This is a genomic window from Acidovorax sp., from assembly GCF_046339755.1.
Taxonomy (GTDB): domain Bacteria; phylum Pseudomonadota; class Gammaproteobacteria; order Burkholderiales; family Burkholderiaceae_C; genus Acidovorax.
The window spans coordinates 1-18,147 of record NZ_JBKDTZ010000185.1; the positions used below are offsets into that span (position 1 = coordinate 1).

General features: G+C 65.7%; 11 protein-coding genes. 2 read left to right on the plus strand and 9 right to left on the minus strand.

The annotated features are described in order from the left end of the window. The 3 genes from ACK59X_RS15160 to dnaE form a co-directional block, all read right to left on the minus strand. Positions 1 to 1,843: AAA family ATPase (locus ACK59X_RS15160; RefSeq protein WP_409958371.1), on the minus strand; the 1,843-nt coding region annotated here is incomplete at its 3' end. A gap of 57 nt (positions 1,844 to 1,900) precedes the next feature. After that, a complete protein-coding gene (clpS, locus tag ACK59X_RS15165) occupies positions 1,901 to 2,269 on the minus strand; it encodes an ATP-dependent Clp protease adapter ClpS (protein WP_035203675.1) in 369 nt (122 codons plus the stop codon). Between the two features lie 143 nt (positions 2,270 to 2,412). Continuing rightward, positions 2,413 to 5,967 (minus strand): DNA polymerase III subunit alpha, encoded by a 3,555-nt coding sequence (dnaE, locus tag ACK59X_RS15170; RefSeq protein ID WP_409958373.1) that lies wholly within the window; start codon positions 5,965 to 5,967, stop codon positions 2,413 to 2,415. Between the two features lie 184 nt (positions 5,968 to 6,151). On the opposite strand from dnaE, the gene ACK59X_RS15175 reads away from it, so the two are divergent. Further along, positions 6,152 to 6,949, plus strand: a complete 798-nt coding sequence (locus ACK59X_RS15175) for an outer membrane protein assembly factor BamD (RefSeq protein WP_409958375.1) — start codon at positions 6,152 to 6,154, stop codon at positions 6,947 to 6,949. 13 nt (positions 6,950 to 6,962) lie between these two features. On the opposite strand, the gene ACK59X_RS15180 is transcribed toward ACK59X_RS15175, so the two are convergent. After that, positions 6,963 to 8,996, minus strand: coding sequence for an ATP-dependent DNA helicase (locus tag ACK59X_RS15180; protein ID WP_409958377.1), 2,034 nt, complete (start codon positions 8,994 to 8,996; stop codon positions 6,963 to 6,965). Between the two features lie 191 nt (positions 8,997 to 9,187). Here ACK59X_RS15180 and ACK59X_RS15185 point away from each other — a divergent pair, with 191 nt between their 5' ends. Continuing rightward, on the plus strand, positions 9,188 to 10,039 hold the full coding sequence (locus tag ACK59X_RS15185) for a PP2C family protein-serine/threonine phosphatase (RefSeq protein WP_409958379.1): 852 nt from the start codon (positions 9,188 to 9,190) through the stop codon (positions 10,037 to 10,039). Positions 10,040 to 10,131: 92 nt separating this feature from the next. Here ACK59X_RS15185 and ACK59X_RS15190 read toward each other — a convergent pair whose 3' ends face one another. The 5 genes from ACK59X_RS15190 to ACK59X_RS15210 form a co-directional block, all read right to left on the minus strand. Then, on the minus strand, positions 10,132 to 10,821 hold the full coding sequence (locus ACK59X_RS15190) for a hypothetical protein (RefSeq protein ID WP_409958381.1): 690 nt from the start codon (positions 10,819 to 10,821) through the stop codon (positions 10,132 to 10,134). Between the two features lie 14 nt (positions 10,822 to 10,835). Further along, positions 10,836 to 11,933 (minus strand): cell division protein ZapE, encoded by a 1,098-nt coding sequence (zapE, locus tag ACK59X_RS15195; protein WP_409958383.1) that lies wholly within the window; start codon positions 11,931 to 11,933, stop codon positions 10,836 to 10,838. A gap of 99 nt (positions 11,934 to 12,032) precedes the next feature. After that, positions 12,033 to 13,460 (minus strand): dihydrolipoyl dehydrogenase, encoded by a 1,428-nt coding sequence (lpdA, locus tag ACK59X_RS15200; RefSeq protein ID WP_409958385.1) that lies wholly within the window; start codon positions 13,458 to 13,460, stop codon positions 12,033 to 12,035. An 88-nt stretch (positions 13,461 to 13,548) separates the two neighbouring features. Further along, entirely contained in the window at positions 13,549 to 14,838 is a 1,290-nt protein-coding gene (odhB, locus tag ACK59X_RS15205; RefSeq protein WP_409958387.1) for a 2-oxoglutarate dehydrogenase complex dihydrolipoyllysine-residue succinyltransferase, read from the minus strand. A 52-nt stretch (positions 14,839 to 14,890) separates the two neighbouring features. Further along, a complete protein-coding gene (locus ACK59X_RS15210) occupies positions 14,891 to 17,770 on the minus strand; it encodes a 2-oxoglutarate dehydrogenase E1 component (RefSeq protein WP_409958389.1) in 2,880 nt (959 codons plus the stop codon). Between the last annotated feature and the right edge of the window lie 377 nt (positions 17,771 to 18,147).

Here is an 18,147-nt window from a genome sequence, read left to right on the forward strand (position 1 = left end):
CCCCAGCATTGGTGGTCATGACGATGATGACGTTGCGGAAGTCCGACTTGCGGCCGTTGTTGTCGGTAAGGGTGCCGTGGTCCATCACCTTGAGCAGCACGTTTAAGACATCCGGATGCGCCTTCTCGATCTCGTCGAGCAGCAGCACCGCGTGCGGCTTCTTCGTGATGGCTTCGGTCAACAGGCCACCCTGGTCGAACCCGACATAGCCCGGGGGCGCACCGATCAGGCGGCTCACGGCATGGCGCTCCATGTACTCCGACATGTCAAAGCGCAAAAGCTCGATGCCCATGATATAGGCCAGTTGCTTGGCGGCCTCGGTCTTGCCCACGCCCGTGGGGCCGCTGAACAGGAACGAGCCGATTGGCTTGTCGCCCTTGCCCAGGCCGGAGCGTGCCATCTTCACCGAGCTGGCGAGCACTTCCAGGGCCTTGTCCTGGCCGAACACCACGCTCTTCAAGTCACGCTCCAGCGTCTGCAGCTTGCTGCGGTCGTCGTTGGACACGTTGGCCGGCGGGATGCGCGCGATCTTGGCCACGATCTCTTCGATCTCGGCCTTGCCGATGGTCTTCTTGCGCTTGCTCGGCACCATGATGCGCTGGGCGGCACCGGCTTCGTCGATGACGTCGATCGCCTTGTCGGGCAGATGGCGGTCATTGATGTACTTGGCGCTCAGCTCGGCCGCAGCCTGCAGGGCGGCCGTGGCGTACTTCACGCTGTGGTGCTCCTCGAAGCGCGACTTCAGGCCCTTCAGGATGTCGATGGTCTCGGCCACCGTGGGCTCGACCACGTCCACCTTCTGGAAGCGGCGCGACAGCGCGGCGTCTTTTTCGAAGATGCCACGGTACTCCGTGAAGGTGGTGGCGCCGATGCACTTGAGCTGGCCGCTGGACAGCGCCGGCTTGAGCAGGTTGGACGCATCGAGCGTGCCCCCCGAGGCTGCGCCCGCACCGATCAGGGTGTGGATCTCGTCGATGAACAGGATGGCGTTGGGCTTGTCCTTGAGCGACTTGAGCACACCCTTGAGGCGCTGCTCGAAATCACCGCGGTACTTGGTCCCGGCCAGCAGCGCGCCCATGTCGAGCGAGTACACCACGGCCTCGGCCAGGATCTCGGGCACGTCGTTCTGCGTGATGCGCCAGGCCAGGCCCTCGGCGATGGCGGTCTTGCCCACGCCGGCCTCACCCACCAGCAGCGGGTTGTTCTTGCGGCGGCGGCACAGGATCTGGATGGTGCGCTCGACCTCGTAGTTGCGCCCGATCAGCGGATCGATCTTGCCATCCTTGGCGGCCTGGTTCAGGTTCTGCGTGAACTGCTCCAGCGGCGAGGCCTTCTCGTTGCGTTCGGCAGAGCCGCCCTCCTCGCCCTCGGCCTGATTCTCGGCCTTGGCGGGCTCTGGTGGCTCACCCTTCTTGATGCCGTGGGCAATGAAGTTGACCACGTCCAGGCGCGTCACGCCCTGCTGGTGCAGGTAGTACACGGCGTGCGAGTCCTTCTCGCCGAAGATGGCCACGAGCACGTTGGCGCCGGTGACTTCCTTCTTGCCGTTGCCGGTGGACTGCACGTGCATGATGGCGCGCTGGATCACGCGCTGGAAACCCAGCGTGGGTTGCGTGTCCACCTCATCGGTGCCGGCCACCTGGGGGGTGTTGTCCTTGATGAAGTTCGACAGCGACGAACGCAGATCGTCGATATTGGCCGAACACGCGCGCAGCACCTCCGCTGCGCTGGGGTTATCAAGCAGTGCAAGCAGCAGATGCTCCACGGTGATGAACTCGTGGCGCTGCTGGCGGGCCTCGACGAAGGCCATGTGCAAGCTGACTTCCAGTTCTTGGGCAATCATGTGAACTCCTTTGTGCTTGCGTGGAATGGATAACTGTAGATCGGGACGAAAAACCTGTTATTCAACAGGTTCACTGACACATTGCAGCGGGTGCCCGGCCTTGAGGGCCGCATCGAGCACCTGCTCGACCTTGGTGGCCGCCACGTCGCGCGAATACACGCCGCAGACGCCTTTGCCGTCGAGGTGGATCTTGAGCATGATCTGGGTCGCCTGCTCCCGGTCCTTGCTGAAGAACTCCTGCAGCACCACGATCACGAACTCCATGGGCGTGTAGTCGTCATTGAGCATGACCACCTGGTACATCTGTGGCGGCTGGGTCTTTTGCGTGCGTCTTTCCAGCACGACCGAACCGCCGTCATCCCGCGCAGGCCTGGTGACAGGCGGCGCGGCTTTGGGAGAAGGTGGTTTTGTTGCCATGAATTTCATTCTAGCGACACGCGCGTAACGCTGCCGCAGGAGAAATCTGATGTTCATCCGTTTTTTTTCAAGGCTGGCCTGAGCAATATTCTTGCCAGGCCATATGCAGACCGACAAAACACCCTTTGGGCGAATATGAAACGGCAGCCCTCCTAGTCATAAACCACGGTCGCCGAGCCGGCTCCAACCTGCGCGCTCCAGGCGGCCAGGGCAGCATCACTGGGGTAGAAGCGGCTGCTGTCGGACAGCTGGATCTCGGCGACGGCCGAGGCGCTGCCGGCGGCCCCCTGGGGGGTGCCCGTGCAGCGCAGCCCCATGCGCACGCGCAGGCCGTGCAGCAGGTCGCCCTCGGGCGCCTCCTCGCGGCGCGGCGGGAACTCGCGCAGCAGTTTCTGCACCTCGGGCGCCTTGTCATTCACCACCACATGCAGGTACTTGCCGAAGCGCGCGCGCGCACCGGCCAGGTCCCACACCTGCTGCACTTTCACGCGCAGGCCGCCGCTGAAATGGTCCAGCTGCAGCCGGCCCATCATCACCACGAACTCGTCCTCCTTGAGCTGGTTCCTGTAGGTGTTGATCAGGGCTTCGTCGGCCGAGGCCTCGATCACGGCCGACTTGTCGTCCAGCTTGAACAGCGCAAGCTTGCCGCGCTGGCCGTTGATGACCCGGAAGTCGCTGATGATGCCGGCCAGGATCTGCGGCTCGCGGCTGTCCAGCAGCTCGTCGATCTGCGTGCGCACGAAGCGCCGCACCTCCACCGCCACCTCTTCGAACAGGTGGCCCGAGAGGTAGAAGCCCACCGCCGTCTTCTCCAGCGTCAGGCGCTCCTTGATGCCCCAGGGCGTCACGTCCACCAGGTCGGGCTCCTGCGTGCTCGATCCATGGGCGTCGTCGCCCATCATGTCGAACAGGCCGCCCTGGTTGACGTTGGCCAGCGAGGCCGCGGCGAAGTCGAAGGCCCGGTCGATGGAAGCCACCAGCGAGGCGCGGTTGAGGTTGAGCGAGTCGAAGGCGCCGGCCTTGATCAGTGCCTCCACCGTGCGCTTGTTCATGCGCGCGCGGTCCACGCGCAGGCAGAAGTCGAACAGGCTCTTGAACGGACCCTTGATGGAACCGTTGGGGCCTTCGCCCCGCCCTTCGCGCGCCGCCACGATGGCCTCGATGGCCGCCTGCCCACCGCCCTTGACGGCCCCCAGGCCGTAGCGGATGACCTTGTCGGTCACCGGCTCGAAGCGGTACATGCCGCGGTTCACGTCGGGCACCTCGAAGTTCATGCCGAAGTTCTTGCGCGCGTCCTCGAACAGCACCTTGAGCTTGTCGGTGTCGTCCATTTCCACCGTCATGTTGGCGCAGAAGAACTCGGCCGTGTAGTGCACCTTGAGCCAGCCGGTGTGGTAGGCCAGCAGCGAGTAGGCGGCCGCGTGCGACTTGTTGAAGCCGTAGCCCGCGAACTTTTCCATCAGGTCGAACACCTCGTCGGCCTTCTCCTCGCTGATGCCCTGCTTGGCGGCACCGGCGCGGAAGATCAGCCGGTGCTCGGCCATCTCCTCGGCCTTCTTCTTGCCCATGGCGCGGCGCAGCATGTCGGCGCCGCCCAGGCTGTAGCCGCCCAGCACCTGGGCGGTCTGCATCACCTGCTCCTGGTAGACCATGATGCCGTAGGTCTCGGCCAGCACCTTCTCCACCAGCGGGTGCGGGTACTCCACCACTTCCTTGCCATGCTTGCGGTTCACGAAGCTGGGGATCAGGTCCATGGGACCCGGGCGGTACAGCGCGTTCAGCGCGATCAGGTCCTCCAGCCGGCTCGGGCGCGCTTCGCGCAGCATGCCCTGCATGCCACGGCTTTCAAACTGGAACACGGCCTCGGTCTTGCCGTCGGAGAAGAGCTTGTAGGTCGGTCCGTCATCGAGCGGGATGGCCTCGAAGGCGAAGTTCTCCTGGCCCTTGTGGCGCTTCATGATGAACTCGCGCGCAATCTCCAGGATGGTGAGCGTGGCCAGGCCCAGAAAGTCGAACTTCACCAGGCCGATGGCCTCCACGTCGTCCTTGTCGTACTGGCTCACGGCCGATTCGCTGCCCGGCTGCTGGTACAGCGGGCAGAAGTCGGTGAGCTTGCCCGGCGCGATCAGCACGCCCCCGGCGTGCATGCCGATGTTGCGCGTCATGCCCTCGAGCTTCTGCGCCATCTCGATGACGGTCCTGACGTCCTCCTCCTTGCGCACACGCTCGTAGAGCATGGGCTCGAGCTCCAGCGCGTAGTTGTTCTTGTCGCCATCCTTCTTGACTTCAGGCGGGTACTGCAGCGTATAGGACATGCCGGGCTTGCCCGGCACGAGCTTGGAGATGCCGTCGCAGAAGGTGTAGCTCATGTCCATCACGCGGCCCACGTCGCGGATGGCGGCCTTGGCGGCCAGCGTTCCGAACGTGGCGATCTGGCTCACGGCGTTCTTGCCGTACTTTTCCTTCACGTAGTCGATCACCCGGTCGCGGTTGGACTGACAGAAGTCGATGTCGAAGTCGGGCATGGACACCCGCTCGGGGTTCAGGAAACGCTCGAAGAGCAGGTTGTATTCGAGCGGATCGAGGTCGGTGATCTTGAGCGCATAGGCCACCAGCGAGCCGGCGCCCGAACCCCGGCCCGGGCCCACGGGGCAGCCGTTTTCCTTGGCCCACTGGATGAAATCGCCCACGATGAGGAAGTAGCCGGGGATGCCCATCTTGAGGATGGTTCCGATCTCGAACTCCAGCCGCTCCACATAGCGTGGGCGCTGCGCATCACGGTCGGCCTCTTTCGGGAACAGCAGCTTCAGGCGCTCTTCCAGGCCTTCGAAGGACGCATTGCGGAAGTGCTGGTCGATCGGTATGCCGCCGGGCGTGGGAAAGTCCGGCAATTGCGGCTTGCCCAGCACCAGGGTCAGGTTGCATCGCTGGGCGATCTCCACTGTGTTGGCAATCGCCGAGGGAATGTCGGCGAACAGCGCCTGCATCTGGGCCGAGGACTTGAAATACTGCTCGCGCGTGAAGCGGCGCACCCGGCGCGGGTTGGCCAGGATCTCGCCTTCGGCGATGCACACGCGCGCCTCGTGGGCCTCGTAGCCCTCGGCATCGGCGAACTGCACCGGGTGGGTGGCCACCACGGGCAGGTGCAGGCGCGCGGCCAGTTTCGCGGCGGCCAACACGTGGGCCTCGTCATCGGGCAGGCCGGCGCGCTGCAGCTCGATGTAGAAGCGGTGCGGGAAGATGCCCGCCAGGCGCAGCGCCAGGTCTGCGGCACCGGCGTCGTCGCCCTTGAGCAGGGCCTGCCCCACGGGGCCGGCCTGGGCGCCCGAGAGCACGATCAGCCCTTCGGACAGTTCCTGCAGCCATTCCCAGGTGCACACGGCGACGTTCTTGACGATGTTGCGCGTCCAGGCGCGGGCCAGCAGTTCCGACAGGCTGAGGTAGCCCTGCCGGTTCTGCACCAGCACGATCATGCGCGAGGGCGGGGCCGTGCCCTCGCCCTCCAGGAAGATCTCGGCGCCCAGCAGGGGCTTGACGCCCTTGCCCCGGGCTTCCTTGTAGAACTTGATGGCGCCGAAGAGGTTGTTGAGGTCGGTGATGGCCAGGGCGGGCTGGCCATCGGCGGCGGCGGCCTTGGCCACCTCGTCGATGCGGTTGGTGCCGTCGACGACGGAATACTCGGTGTGCAGGCGCAAGTGAACAAACATGGACTCCATTGTAGAAAGCCCGGTGCATCCCGTAACCGAAACGTTTGCGACAGGGAGATTCAGGAGCCGGGAGCGGCCGGTACAATGCACGTTCGGTTTTTCCCGGCCTGCCCCGGTGCCGCCAGCGCGCACCGGCCGCTCCCGGAACATCCGGTTTCCTTTTTTTGCCTGAAAGCTGCTTGCGATGCTTCGTGCCCCACTGCCGTTTATCTCCGCCCTGCTGGCTGCAGGTGTCCTTGCCGGGTGCTCGACCACCACGGAAGACAAGACCGCCAACTGGAGCCCGAACCGCATCTACTCCGAAGCCAAGGATGAAATGAATTCGGGCGGCTACGACAAGGCCGTGCCGCTGTTCGAGAAGCTCGAAGGCCGTGCCGCCGGCACGCCGCTGGCCCAGCAGGCCCAGCTGGACAAGGCCTACGCCCACTACAAGGCCGGTGAAAAGGCGCAGGCCGTGGCCACGCTCGACCGCTTCATGAAGCTGCACCCTGCCAGTCCCGCGCTGGACTACGCGCTGTACCTCAAGGGCCTGGTCAATTTCAATGACAACCTGGGCCTGTTCTCGTGGCTGTCGCGCCAGGACCTGTCCGAGCGCGACCAGAAGGCCGCCAAGGATTCGTTCGAATCCTTCAGCGAACTGGCCACACGCTTCCCCGACTCGCGCTACGCCCAGGACGCGCGCCAGCGCATGACCTACATCGTCAACTCGCTGGCCCAGTACGAAGTGCACGTGGCGCGCTACTACTACCAGCGCGGCGCCTATGTGGCCGCCATCAGCCGCGCCCAGGTGGCCGTGGCCGACTACCAGGGCGTGCCCGCCGTGGAAGAGGCGCTCTACATCCTGATGCAGTCCTACGACGCTCTGGGCATGACCCAGCTGCGCGACGACACCCGCCGCGTGATGGACGCCTCGTATCCGCAAAGCGAGTATGTGCGCGCCGGGCTCAAGGGCAAGTCGGATCCATGGTGGAAGTTCTGGTAGTCCGCTGACCCGTTCAGACGGCGTCTGAACTCGCCGCCAGCAGATCATCCAGCGCGGCCGCGAAATCCTCCGGGGACTCCAGGCGCCGCATGGGCGGCAGGGCACGCAGCAGCCGCTTGCCATAGCCCATGGTGGCCAGGCGCGTGTCGCCGACCACCAGCACCCCGCGGTCCGACTCGCGCCGTATCAGCCGGCCCGCGCCCTGCTTGAGCGCCACGGCCGCCTCGGGCACCGAGTACTGCTGAAACGAACTTCCCCCCGCCTCTTCGATGCGCTGGCTGCGCGCCTCGACCAGCGGATCGCCCGGCGGCGGGAACGGCAGCTTGTCGATGATGACCAGCTGCAGGGAATCGCCCGGCACGTCGAAGCCCTCCCAGAATGTGGCCGAGGCCACCAGGATGCACCCCGGAGCGCCATGCATGCTGCCTTCGCGAAAGCGCTCCATGAGGCGGCGCTTGGGCCACTCGCCTTGCACCAGCACCGACAGCGACTGCCCATCGCCGAACCGGCGGTGCAAGGCATCACCGATCAAGGCCAGGGCCTTGAGCGTGGTCGTGAGCACCAGGGTGCGCCCGCCGATGCGGGCGGCGGCATCACCGGCCAGCCGGGCAATGGCTGCGCTGTGCGCCGGATCGGCCGGCTTGGGCAGGTGGCGCGGCACGTACAGCGCAGCCTGCGTGGCGTAGTCGAAGGGGCTGTCCACGCGCAGGATCTCGGCGCCCTCCAGGCCGCAGCGCTCCACGAACCAGGTCAGGCCCTCATCGGCACCGAGCGTGGCCGAGGTGAAGATCCAGGCCCGCTCGCGCTCGCCCTCGGGGTCGGGCCATTCGTCGCCCTGCACGCTCTGGGTGGGCTGGGTCAGCAGGCGGGTGCGCATGGCATGGGCAATGTCGAGCGGCGATTCGACCAGCCGCACCTGGGTACTGGCGCCCAGGTCGATCCAACGTACCGCATCATCGCTGCAGGGGCCGGCAAAGCGCGCCAGGCGCGCCAGCAGTTCGGTGCTGCGTTCGTACAGGCGTGCCAGGTCGGGCGCGGTCTCGCTCAAGGTGTCGAGGGCTTCCTGGGCCTGGGCGCAGGCGCTGGCCAGGGCGCGCAGGCTGGCCTGCCAGGCGGCTGAATCGGCACCCTCGGGCGCCATGCCGGCCCAGCCGCGCTTGCCCTGCGCGCCGCCCGCAGCGCGCAGATCGTCCACGCCGCGTTCCACCCGGTTCGCAAGCACCACCCAGTCGGCCAGGCCGCGCGCATGCGCCAGGCCGGCGGCCAGCAGGTCGCGCGCAAAGTCGAGCAACTGGCCCGAGGACAGCTGCAGGCCCAGGAACTGCACACCGGTCTCGCTGATCTGGTGCGCTTCGTCGAACACCACCACGCGCACCGAGGGCAGCAGTTCGGCCACGCCGGATTCGCGCACGGCCATGTCGGCAAAAAAGAGATGGTGGTTGATCACCACGATGTCGGCCGCCAGTGCCTCGCGCCGGGCGATGTTCACATGGCATTCACGCGCCCGCGGGCAGCTGGCGCCCAAGCAGTTCTCGCGCGTGGACGTCACCAGGGGAATCACCGGCGAGCGTTCGTCCAGACCCGTGAGTTCGGCCAGGTCGCCGCTTCGGGTGGTGCGCGACCAGTCTTCCACTTTGGCCAACACACGCACGACATTACGATCTGTTACCGCACCGTCCTGGCGTGCCTGCACCATGCGGTGCAGGCACAGGTAGCTGGCCCGGCCCTTGAGCAAGGCAGCCCGCACAGGCACGCCCAGCACCTCGGCCAGCAGCGGCAGGTCGCGTGCGAACAGCTGGTCCTGCAGCGCCTTGGTGGCCGTGGAGAGCAGCACGCGCTCGCCGCTGAGCAGTGCCGGGACCAGGTAGGAGAAGGTCTTGCCCACGCCGGTGCCGGCCTCCACCACCAGCTTGCCGCCTTCTTCCATGGTGCGGGCCACGGCGGCGGCCATGCGGGTTTGGCCTTCGCGCGGGCGAAACTGGGCATCGGAGCGCGCCAGCAGGCCGCCGGGTGCGAACACCTCCTTCACCACCTCGGCCAGCGGCATCAGGCGCGCTCCCGGCGGTGTAGCAAGCGCTCCATGCGTCGCGTGATCGGTCGCCGCAGGGGCGGAAGGTGGGTGGATTTCAAGAGAGGGTGCCCGGCAGTCATGGCAAAAATGCCACAGGCGGGCGGATAATACGCGCTTCAGAGCATCCAGACGACAGACAGGCCCGTTGGCACACCACAATCACCAGCATGAGCACCAAAGCGTTTCGCCTTATCGCCTCCACCGGCATCCACAAGGGTGACCGCGAGTACCAGCAAGACCAGGTGGCCCTGATTGCACACGAGCGGCACAACGGCTGCGTGCTGGGGGTCGTGGCAGACGGCATGGGGGGACGCAGCGGTGGACGCAAGGCGTCCGACCAGGTCATGATGACCGCGCGCCAGCTCTTCGAGCGCTATTCACCCGAGACCGACGACCCGGCCGCCATGCTCAAGAGCATGGTCGAAGAAGCGCACATCGTCATCCGCCTCACCGCCATCTCGGCCGAGCAGGAGCCGCACAGCACCATTGCCGCCTTCCTGATCAACCCGCGCGGCGACTGCCATTGGGTGCATGCCGGCGACTCGCGCATCTACCACTTCCAGGGCGGGCGCCTGGCGCACCGTACCAGCGACCACTCCTACGTGCAGGCCCTGGTGGACCGCGGCGAGCTGACCGAAGCCGAGGCCAACAACCACCCGCACTCGAACATCCTGGTGGGCTGCCTGGACACCGAGAGCGACCCGCCCAGCACCACCCACAGGATCCCCCAGCTGCACCCGGGCGACCCGCTCATGGCCTGCAGCGACGGCGTGTGGCATTACTTCTCGCCGACCGAGCTGGCCTCGGTGGTCGAATCGCTCTCGCCGCGTGAAGCGACCGAGTTCCTGATCGAAAAGGCCCGCACCCGGGCGCGCGGGGGCGGCGACAACCTGTCGCTGGTGATCGTGAAGATCGAGGCCCTGATCGAGGAGAAGAAGCCCATCCAGGGCATGGGCATGGGTGCGCGCCCTGCCCCCACCGCCCCTGCGGCGGCAGGCACCACGACCAGCAAGGTCTGAAGGCGCGGGCAGCACCCCGCGGCCCTGCGGGCTGCTGCCGCACCCCACCAACGTCGCCCCTGGATGGGAGCCGGGGCGGCGATATCCGCGTCTTACTTCGCTGCCTCCGGTGCCGGTACGGGCAGCGGTGCGGCCGGCTTGCGGCCTGATGCGGCGGCAGCGGCCTGGTCGCGCGCTACCCGGGCGCGGCGCGCTTCGGCCGCCTTCAGCTCCTCGGCATGGCGCTCGCGGGCGCGGCCCGCACGCTGGGCTGCTTCGGCGGCACGCTGGGCCCTCTCGGCCTCGCGCTGCTGGATGTCCTGGGCGCGCGGGGTGGGAACCACAGGGGTCTTGGGGGTACGCGGCGTGCGCGGGGTCTGCACATGCGGCTGACCACGCACGCCGATCCCCACCCCGGGCACTTCACCAGGCGGCCCGGGCTGGGCGCTCTGCTTCTCCGCAATGCTGCGCCTGCGGTCGGCCGCCTTCTCCTTGCGCTCGGCATCGTTGATCTGCATTTCCCGCTTGCGCAGCCCAGCCTCGGCCTCGCGCGTGCGGTTGCGCGAGGTGCGCAGGCAGTCTTCCACCGCAAAGAGCTTGTAGCACTCCTTGTCGGCACCAAGCTGCCGCTCGGCAATGGCCTTGCGCTCCTGGTCGATGCCCGCCCGCTCGGCCTTGCGCTGTGCATGGGCCGCCTTGCGTTCGGGCGATGCATCGGGGGCATCGTCCTGCGCCCTGGCCGGCGCCAACACAACCGCCTGCACCGCAAGGCACAGCGCGGGGATGAAGAATAAGCGCCGCATTGTCGTCTTGCTTGTCATGTCAACCCTGTATCCACCACGCGGCGCTCGAGCGCCAGAAATTCCTTGGACTGCATTTCGTTCAGGCGCGACACCGTGCGCGGGAACTCATGTGCCAGGGGACCTTCCGTGTACAACGCATCGGGCGGCACGGCCGCCGACATGATGAGCTTCACGCGCCGGTCGTACAGCACGTCCACCAGCCAGGTGAAACGCCGCGCGGGCGAGGCCATGGCCACCGGCAGGTAGGGCACGTCGGACAGCAGCACGGTGTGGAACTGCGTGGCGATCTCCAGGTAGTCGTTCTGCGAACGCGGCCCACCGCAGAGCTCACGGAAATCGAACCATACCACCCCGCCAGCCTTGCGCTTGGCGCGGATCTCGCGCGCCTCGATGTGCAGCACCGGGTCTTCGTCATGCACCTCGGCCAGCTGGTTGAAGGCCTCGTTCATCTGCGCGTCGGCATCCGGGCCCAGGGGCATGTGGTAGAGCTTGACCTGCTCCATGGTGCGGCGCCGGTAGTCGGTGCCGTTGTCCACGTTCACCACCTCCAGGCGCTCATTGAGCAGCGCGATGGCGGGCAGGATGCGGTCGCGGTGCAGGCCGCCCGGGTACAGGTCGTCGGGCTTGAAGTTGGAGGTGGTGACGAAGCCCACACCGTTCTCGAACAGCGACGCCAGCAGGCGGTGCAGGATCATCGCGTCGGTGATGTCGGCCACGTGGAATTCGTCGAAGCAGATCAGCTTGTAGCGCTTGGAAATGCGCTCGCCCAACACATCGAGCGGGTTCTGCGTACCCTGCAGGCCCGCCAGCTCGCGGTGCACCTCGCGCATGAACTCGTGAAAATGCAGGCGCACCTTGCGCTTCAAGGGCACGGCGTTGAAGAAGCATTCCATGAGGAAGCACTTGCCCCGCCCTACCCCACCGTACATGTAGACGCCGCGCGGGATGTCGGGGTGGTTGATGAGCTTTTTGAACGCGTTGGAGCGCCGCTCCTTGTAGGTCGCCCACTCATCGGCGCAGCGCTGCAGCGCATCCACGGCGCGCAACTGCGCGGGGTCGCTTTGGAAGCCCTTGGCCTCGAGTTCGGCCAGGTAGGCCTGTTTGACAGTCACGGTGCGCTCGCCTCTGCTGGGATTGAACAATGCACAAGGCGCCGCCGCCCTTCTCAGGGCGACGGCGCCATCCATCTCCACGGGGTGGAGATCAGATCATCAGAAGTTCAGCGTACGCTTGTCCACGGCCAGGGCCGCTTCCTTCGTGGCTTCGCTCAGGCTGGGGTGGGCGTGGCAGATGCGCGCGATGTCTTCGCTGCTGGCCTTGAACTCCATGGCCACGACGGCTTCGGAGATCAGCTCGCTGGCCTGTGGGCCCACGATGTGCACGCCCAGGATCTCGTCGGTGTCGGCATCGGCCAGCATCTTGACCATGCCGGTGGTGTCGCCCAACGCACGTGCGCGGCCGTTGGCCAGGAAGGGGAAGCTGCCGGCCTTGTACTTGACGCCGTCGGCCTTGAGCTGCTGCTCGGTGCGGCCCACCCAGGCGATCTCGGGGCTGGTGTAGATGACCCAAGGCACGGTGTTGAAGTTCACGTGGCCATGCTGGCCGGCAATGCGCTCGGCCACGGCTACGCCTTCTTCCTCGGCCTTGTGCGCCAGCATCGGGCCGCGCACCACGTCGCCCACGGCCCACACGCCGGGCAGGTTGGTCTTGCAGTCGGCATCGACCACGAGGGCGCCGCGCTCGTCCAGGGCCAGGCCCACGGCTTCGGGGTTCAGGCCGATGGTGTTGGGCACGCGGCCGAAGGAGACGATGAGCTTGTCCACCTCCAGCGCCTGGGCTTCGCCCTTGGCGTTGGTGTAGGCAATGCTCACGCCCTTCTTGCCGGTCTTGATCTCGCCGACCTTCACGCCCAGTTCGATCTTCAGGCCCTGCTTGTCGAAGGCCTTCTTGGCTTCCTTGGCGATCTGCTCGTCCACCGCGCCCAGGAAGGTCGGCAGGCCTTCGAGGATGGTGACTTCGGCACCCAGGCGGCGCCACACCGAGCCCATTTCCAGGCCGATCACGCCCGAGCCGATCAGGCCCAGCTTCTTGGGCACCGCGCCCACGCGCAGCGCGCCGTCGTTGGACAGCACGAACTCTTCGTCGAACGGCGTGCCGGGCAGCGCACGGGCGTTGGAGCCGGTGGCGATGATGATCTGCTTGCCGGTGATGGACTCTTCGGCGGCGCCGGCCACCTTGATCTCGTAACCACCTTCGGCGGCCTTCACGAACGAGCCGCGGCCGTGGAAGAACGTGATCTTGTTCTTCTTGAACAGGTACAGGATGCCGTCGTTGTTCTGCTTCACGACGGTGTCCTTGCGGGCCAGCATCTTGGCCACGTCGATCTTGACGTCGCTGGCCGAAATGCCGTGCTCGGCAAAGTGCTTGTTGGCATGCTCGAAATGCTCGGACGATTGCAGCAGCGCCTTGGAGGGGATGCAGCCCACGTTGGTGCAGGTGCCGCCCGGTGCGGGGCCGCCCTTTTCGTTCTTCCACTCGTCGAGGCAGGCCACGTTGAAGCCCAGCTGCGCTGCACGGATGGCAGCCACATAGCCGCCGGGGCCGCCGCCGATGACGATCACGTCGAATTGTTTGCTCATGTCGGTCTCAATACTTGTTCATTGAAAAAAGACCCACCGGCGGGCGCGGCCAGGGGCCGGCCACGCGGGTGGGTCGATTCGGGTGCTATCAGATGTCGAACAGCAGGCGCGATGGGTCTTCCAGCGCTTCCTTCATGGCCACCAGGCCCAGCACGGCTTCGCGGCCGTCGATGATGCGGTGGTCATACGACATGGCCAGGTAGTTCATCGGGCGGATCACGATCTGGCCGTTCTCCACCACGGCGCGGTCCTTGGTGGCGTGCACGCCCAGGATGGCCGACTGAGGCGGGTTGATGATGGGCGTGGACAGCATGGAGCCGAAGGTGCCGCCGTTGCTGATCGAGAACGTGCCGCCGGTCATCTCTTCGATGCCCAGCTTGCCGTCCTTGGCCTTCTGGCCGAACTCGGCGATCTTCTTCTCGATGTCGGCAAAGCTCATCTGGTCTGCATTGCGCAGGATGGGCACCACCAGGCCGCGGGGCGAGCCCACGGCAATACCGATGTCGAAGAAGCCGTGGTAGACGATGTCGTTGCCATCGACCGAGGCGTTGAGCACGGGGTACTTCTTGAGGGCGTGCACGGCCGCCTTGACGAAGAAGCTCATGAAGCCGATCTTCACGCCGTGTTCCTTGGTGAACGCGTCCTGGAACTTCTTGCGCATGTCCATCACCGGGGCCATGTTCACTTCGTTGAACGTGGTCAGGATGGCGTTGGTCGATTGCGACTGCAGCAGGCGCTCGGCCACGCGTGCGCGCAGGCGGCTCATGGGCACGCGCTGCTCGGGGCGGCCGCTTAGGTCTTCCTTGGCAGCCGGGGCCGCCACCTGGGGCAGTGCCTTGGTAGGCACGCCTGTAGGAATGGCACTGGGAGCTGCCACGGCCGCCTTGGCGGCACCGCCGGCACCACCAGCGACCGCGCCGAGCACGTCGCCCTTGGTCACGCGGCCGTCCTTGCCCGAACCGGCCACATCGGATGCGGACAGGTTGTTCTCGGCCAGCAGCTTGGCGGCCGCAGGCATGGCCACATCGCCCTTGGAGCCGCCGGTGGCAGCAGCAGGCGCGGGAGCCGATGCAACAGCAGCGGCAGCGGGGGCAGCTGCTGCGGCGGCCACTGCAGGCGCAGCAGCACCGGCCTTGCCTTCGGTGTCGATCTTGGCGATCAGCTGCTCGGCCACCACGGTGGCACCGTCGCCCTGGATGATTTCGGACAGCACGCCAGCGGAAGGCGCGGGCACTTCGAGCACGACCTTGTCGGTTTCGATCTCGATCAGGATCTCGTCCACTGCGACCGCTTCACCGGCCTTTTTCTTCCAGGTGAGCATGGTGGCTTCTGCCACGGACTCGGACAGCTGGGGGACTTTGACTTCTACGATAGCCATATCAATTCTTTCGGAATGGGGTTCTGTTCTGTGTAATCGGGGGTTGCCGGCCTTACTTGGTCAGGACTAAACCCTTGATCTTGCCAAACGCGCCGTCCACCAGCGCCTTTTGCTGTTCCTGGTGCAGGTGCGAGTAGCCCACGGCAGGCGATGCGGAAGCCGCGCGGCCGGAGTAACCCAGCTTCTGGCCATCCAGCATGTTCTCGTGGATGTAGTGCTGCACGAAGAACCAGGCGCCCTGGTTCTGTGGCTCGTCCTGGCACCACACCACGTCCGTGGCGTTCGGGAAGCGCTTGAGCTCGGCCGCGAATGCCTTGTGCGGGAAGGGATACAACTGCTCGACGCGGATGATGGCAACGTCGTCATCCTCGCGCTCGGTGCGCTTCTTGACCAGGTCATAGTAGACCTTGCCCGAGCAGGCAATCACGCGCTTGACCTTGGCAGCCTTCTTCACGATGGCTTCGTCCTGCTCCGGGATCACCGTCTGGAAGCTGCCCTTGGTGAACTCGGACAGCGGCGAGGTAGCGTCCTTGTTGCGCAGCAGCGACTTGGGCGTCATGATGATCAGCGGCTTGCGCAGATCACGCACCATCTGGCGGCGCAGGATGTGGAAGATCTGGCTTGCCGTGGTGGGCTGCACCACCTGCATGTTGGCGTCGGCCGACAACTGCATGAAGCGCTCCAGGCGGGCCGAGCTGTGCTCTGGGCCCTGGCCTTCGTAGCCGTGCGGCAGCATCAGCGTGATGCCGTTGACACGGCCCCACTTGACTTCGCCGGAGGCGATGAACTGGTCGATCACGACCTGCGCGCCGTTGGCGAAGTCGCCGAACTGGGCTTCCCAGATCACCAGGGTGTTGGGGTCGTTGGATGCGTAGCCGTATTCGAAGCCCAGCACCGCCTCTTCGGACAGGATGGAGTCGATCACGACGAACGGAGCCTGGTTCTCGCTCACGTTCTGCAGGGGCACGTAGGTGCCGGTGTCCCACTTCTCGCGCTTCTGGTCATGGATGACCGAGTGGCGGTGCGTGAACGTGCCGCGGCCGCAGTCTTCGCCGGACAAGCGCACGGGGAAGCCGCTGGCCACCAGCGAGGCGAAGGCCATGTGCTCGCCCATGCCCCAATCCACGGGGATGTCGCCACGTCCCATGGCCGCGCGGTCGTCGTAAACCTTCTTGACCAACTGGTGCGGCGTCACGCTTTCAGGGATGGTGGTGATCTTCTCGGCCAGGCGCTTCCACTCGGCCAGAGGGATCGCGGTATCGCCCGCGTCGGTCCACTTCTTGCCCAGGAACGGGCTCCAGTCCACGGCGTACTTGCTCTTGAAGTTGGTCAGCACCGGGTCGACCGTGTGCTTGCCCGCGTCCATGGCGGCGCGGTAGGCCTTGACCATGTCGTCGCCCAGGGTCTCGCCCAGGCCTTGGGTGGCCAGCTTGTCGGCGTACAGCTTGCGCGTGCCGGGGTGCTGGCCGATCTTCTTGTACATCAGCGGCTGGGTCAGGGCAGGTGTGTCCTGCTCGTTGTGGCCGAGCTTGCGGAAGCAGATGATGTCCACGACCACGTCCTTCTGGAATTCCATGCGGAATTCGAGGGCAAGCTGGGTGGCCAGCACCACGGCTTCAGGATCGTCACCGTTGACGTGCAGCACGGGCGACTCGACCATCTTCACGATGTCGGTGCAGTACAGCGTGGAGCGGGCGTCGCGCGGATCGGACGTGGTGAAACCGATCTGGTTGTTGATGATGATGTGCACCGTGCCACCCGTGGAATAGCCACGGGTCTGGGCCAGCGCCAGGGTTTCCTGGTTCACGCCCTGACCGGCAAAGGCCGCGTCGCCGTGCACCAGCACCGGCAGCACCTGCTTGCCCTGGGGGTCGGCGCGGCGGTCCATGCGGGCGCGCACCGAGCCTTCGACCACGGGATTCACGATTTCCAGGTGGGAAGGGTTGAACGCCAGCGACAGGTGGACCGGGCCGCCGGGAGTGGTCACGTCGGAGCTGAAGCCCTGGTGGTACTTCACGTCACCGGCCGGCAAATCTTCGGGTGCGGTGTGGTCGAACTCGGCGAACAGGTCCGCAGGCATCTTGCCCAGGGAGTTCACCAGCACGTTCAGGCGGCCGCGGTGGGCCATGCCGATCACGATTTCCTGCACGCCCTTGGCGCCAGCGGACTGGATCAGTTCGTCCATGGCGGCGATGAAGCTCTCACCCCCTTCAAGGGAGAAACGCTTCTGGCCGACGTACTTGGTGTGCAGGAAGCGTTCCAGGCCTTCGGCGGCCGTCAGGCGGTCGAGGATCTGCTTCTTCTTGTCGGCGCCGAAGCTGGGCTTGCTGCGGATGGTTTCCAGCTTTTCCTGCCACCAGCGCTTCTGGTTCTGGTCGGTGGCATACATGTACTCGGCACCGATGGAGCCGCAATACGTTTCGCGCAGCGCGTTGATCAGCTCGCGCAGCGGCATGGATTCCTTGCCGAAGAACGTGTTGCTGGTGTTGAACACGGTTTCCTGGTCCGCGTCGCTGAAGCCGTAGAACGAGGCTTCGAGTTCGGGGATCGCAGGGCGCTCGGTGCGCTTCCGTGGATCGAGGTCAGCCCAGCGCTGGCCCACATTGCGGTAGGCGGCGATCAGCTGCTGGACGGCGGTGCGCTTGCGGCCCAGCTCGGAGTCTGCACCGGTGGCCACGACGACCTTGGTGCCGCCCTGCTTGGCGCGCTCGGCAAAGGCATTGACGACGGGAAGGTGGGGGACGTCCTTGGCATTGGAGCCATCGACGGCAGGCACATGCTGCAGTGCGTCGAAATACTCGCGCCAGGTGTCGGGCACGCTGCCGGGGTTGGCGAGGTAGTTCTCGTACATCTCTTCGACATAGGGCGCATTGCCGCCGAAGAGGTAGGTGTTGCCTTGGTAGGCTTGATAGACGGTCGTCGTATCGCTCATATTCCGCTGACCTCCGCTTTCCTTGGGAAAGCATTAGCTGGTTGGTAAACCTTCCGCGACACGGCTGAACCGATTGGCGGATGCGACTGTGGCTGGGGAAGGGCCTTGGTACGGGCTGCATTGTGCCACTGATCTGCATCAAGGCCTAAGAACCTGTTTACGATCTCGCAGGGGATCGCGTTGGAGCGCAATCGGGATGAGTGGATGCTTCGGATGCGCAGCATGGGCTCATGCCCATGCAAGCAGCCGGGGCATTCAATCGCCCGATTTCGCCCCAACCCTTCGGGCAGCGGCCTTGGCGGGCGGTGTGCCGGGTTTCGGCGCGATCCCAAAACCCCGCCATTTGGGGGGGCCCGCCCCAAGCCCACCACCCCCCC

What these genes read in the sequence shown, in the direction of transcription:
- lpdA (WP_409958385.1), bottom strand. Translation starts at nt 13,460, where the DNA reads ATGAGCAAACAATTCGACGTGATCGTCATCGGCGGCGGCCCCGGCGGC.
- odhB (WP_409958387.1), bottom strand. Translation starts at nt 14,838, where the DNA reads ATGGCTATCGTAGAAGTCAAAGTCCCCCAGCTGTCCGAGTCCGTGGCA.
- ACK59X_RS15190 (WP_409958381.1), bottom strand. Translation starts at nt 10,821, where the DNA reads ATGCGGCGCTTATTCTTCATCCCCGCGCTGTGCCTTGCGGTGCAGGCG.
- ACK59X_RS15210 (WP_409958389.1), bottom strand. Translation starts at nt 17,770, where the DNA reads ATGAGCGATACGACGACCGTCTATCAAGCCTACCAAGGCAACACCTAC.
- ACK59X_RS15175 (WP_409958375.1), top strand. Translation starts at nt 6,152, where the DNA reads ATGCTTCGTGCCCCACTGCCGTTTATCTCCGCCCTGCTGGCTGCAGGT.
- clpS (WP_035203675.1), bottom strand. Translation starts at nt 2,269, where the DNA reads ATGAAATTCATGGCAACAAAACCACCTTCTCCCAAAGCCGCGCCGCCT.
- ACK59X_RS15185 (WP_409958379.1), top strand. Translation starts at nt 9,188, where the DNA reads ATGAGCACCAAAGCGTTTCGCCTTATCGCCTCCACCGGCATCCACAAG.
- dnaE (WP_409958373.1), bottom strand. Translation starts at nt 5,967, where the DNA reads ATGTTTGTTCACTTGCGCCTGCACACCGAGTATTCCGTCGTCGACGGC.
- ACK59X_RS15180 (WP_409958377.1), bottom strand. Translation starts at nt 8,996, where the DNA reads ATGCCGCTGGCCGAGGTGGTGAAGGAGGTGTTCGCACCCGGCGGCCTG.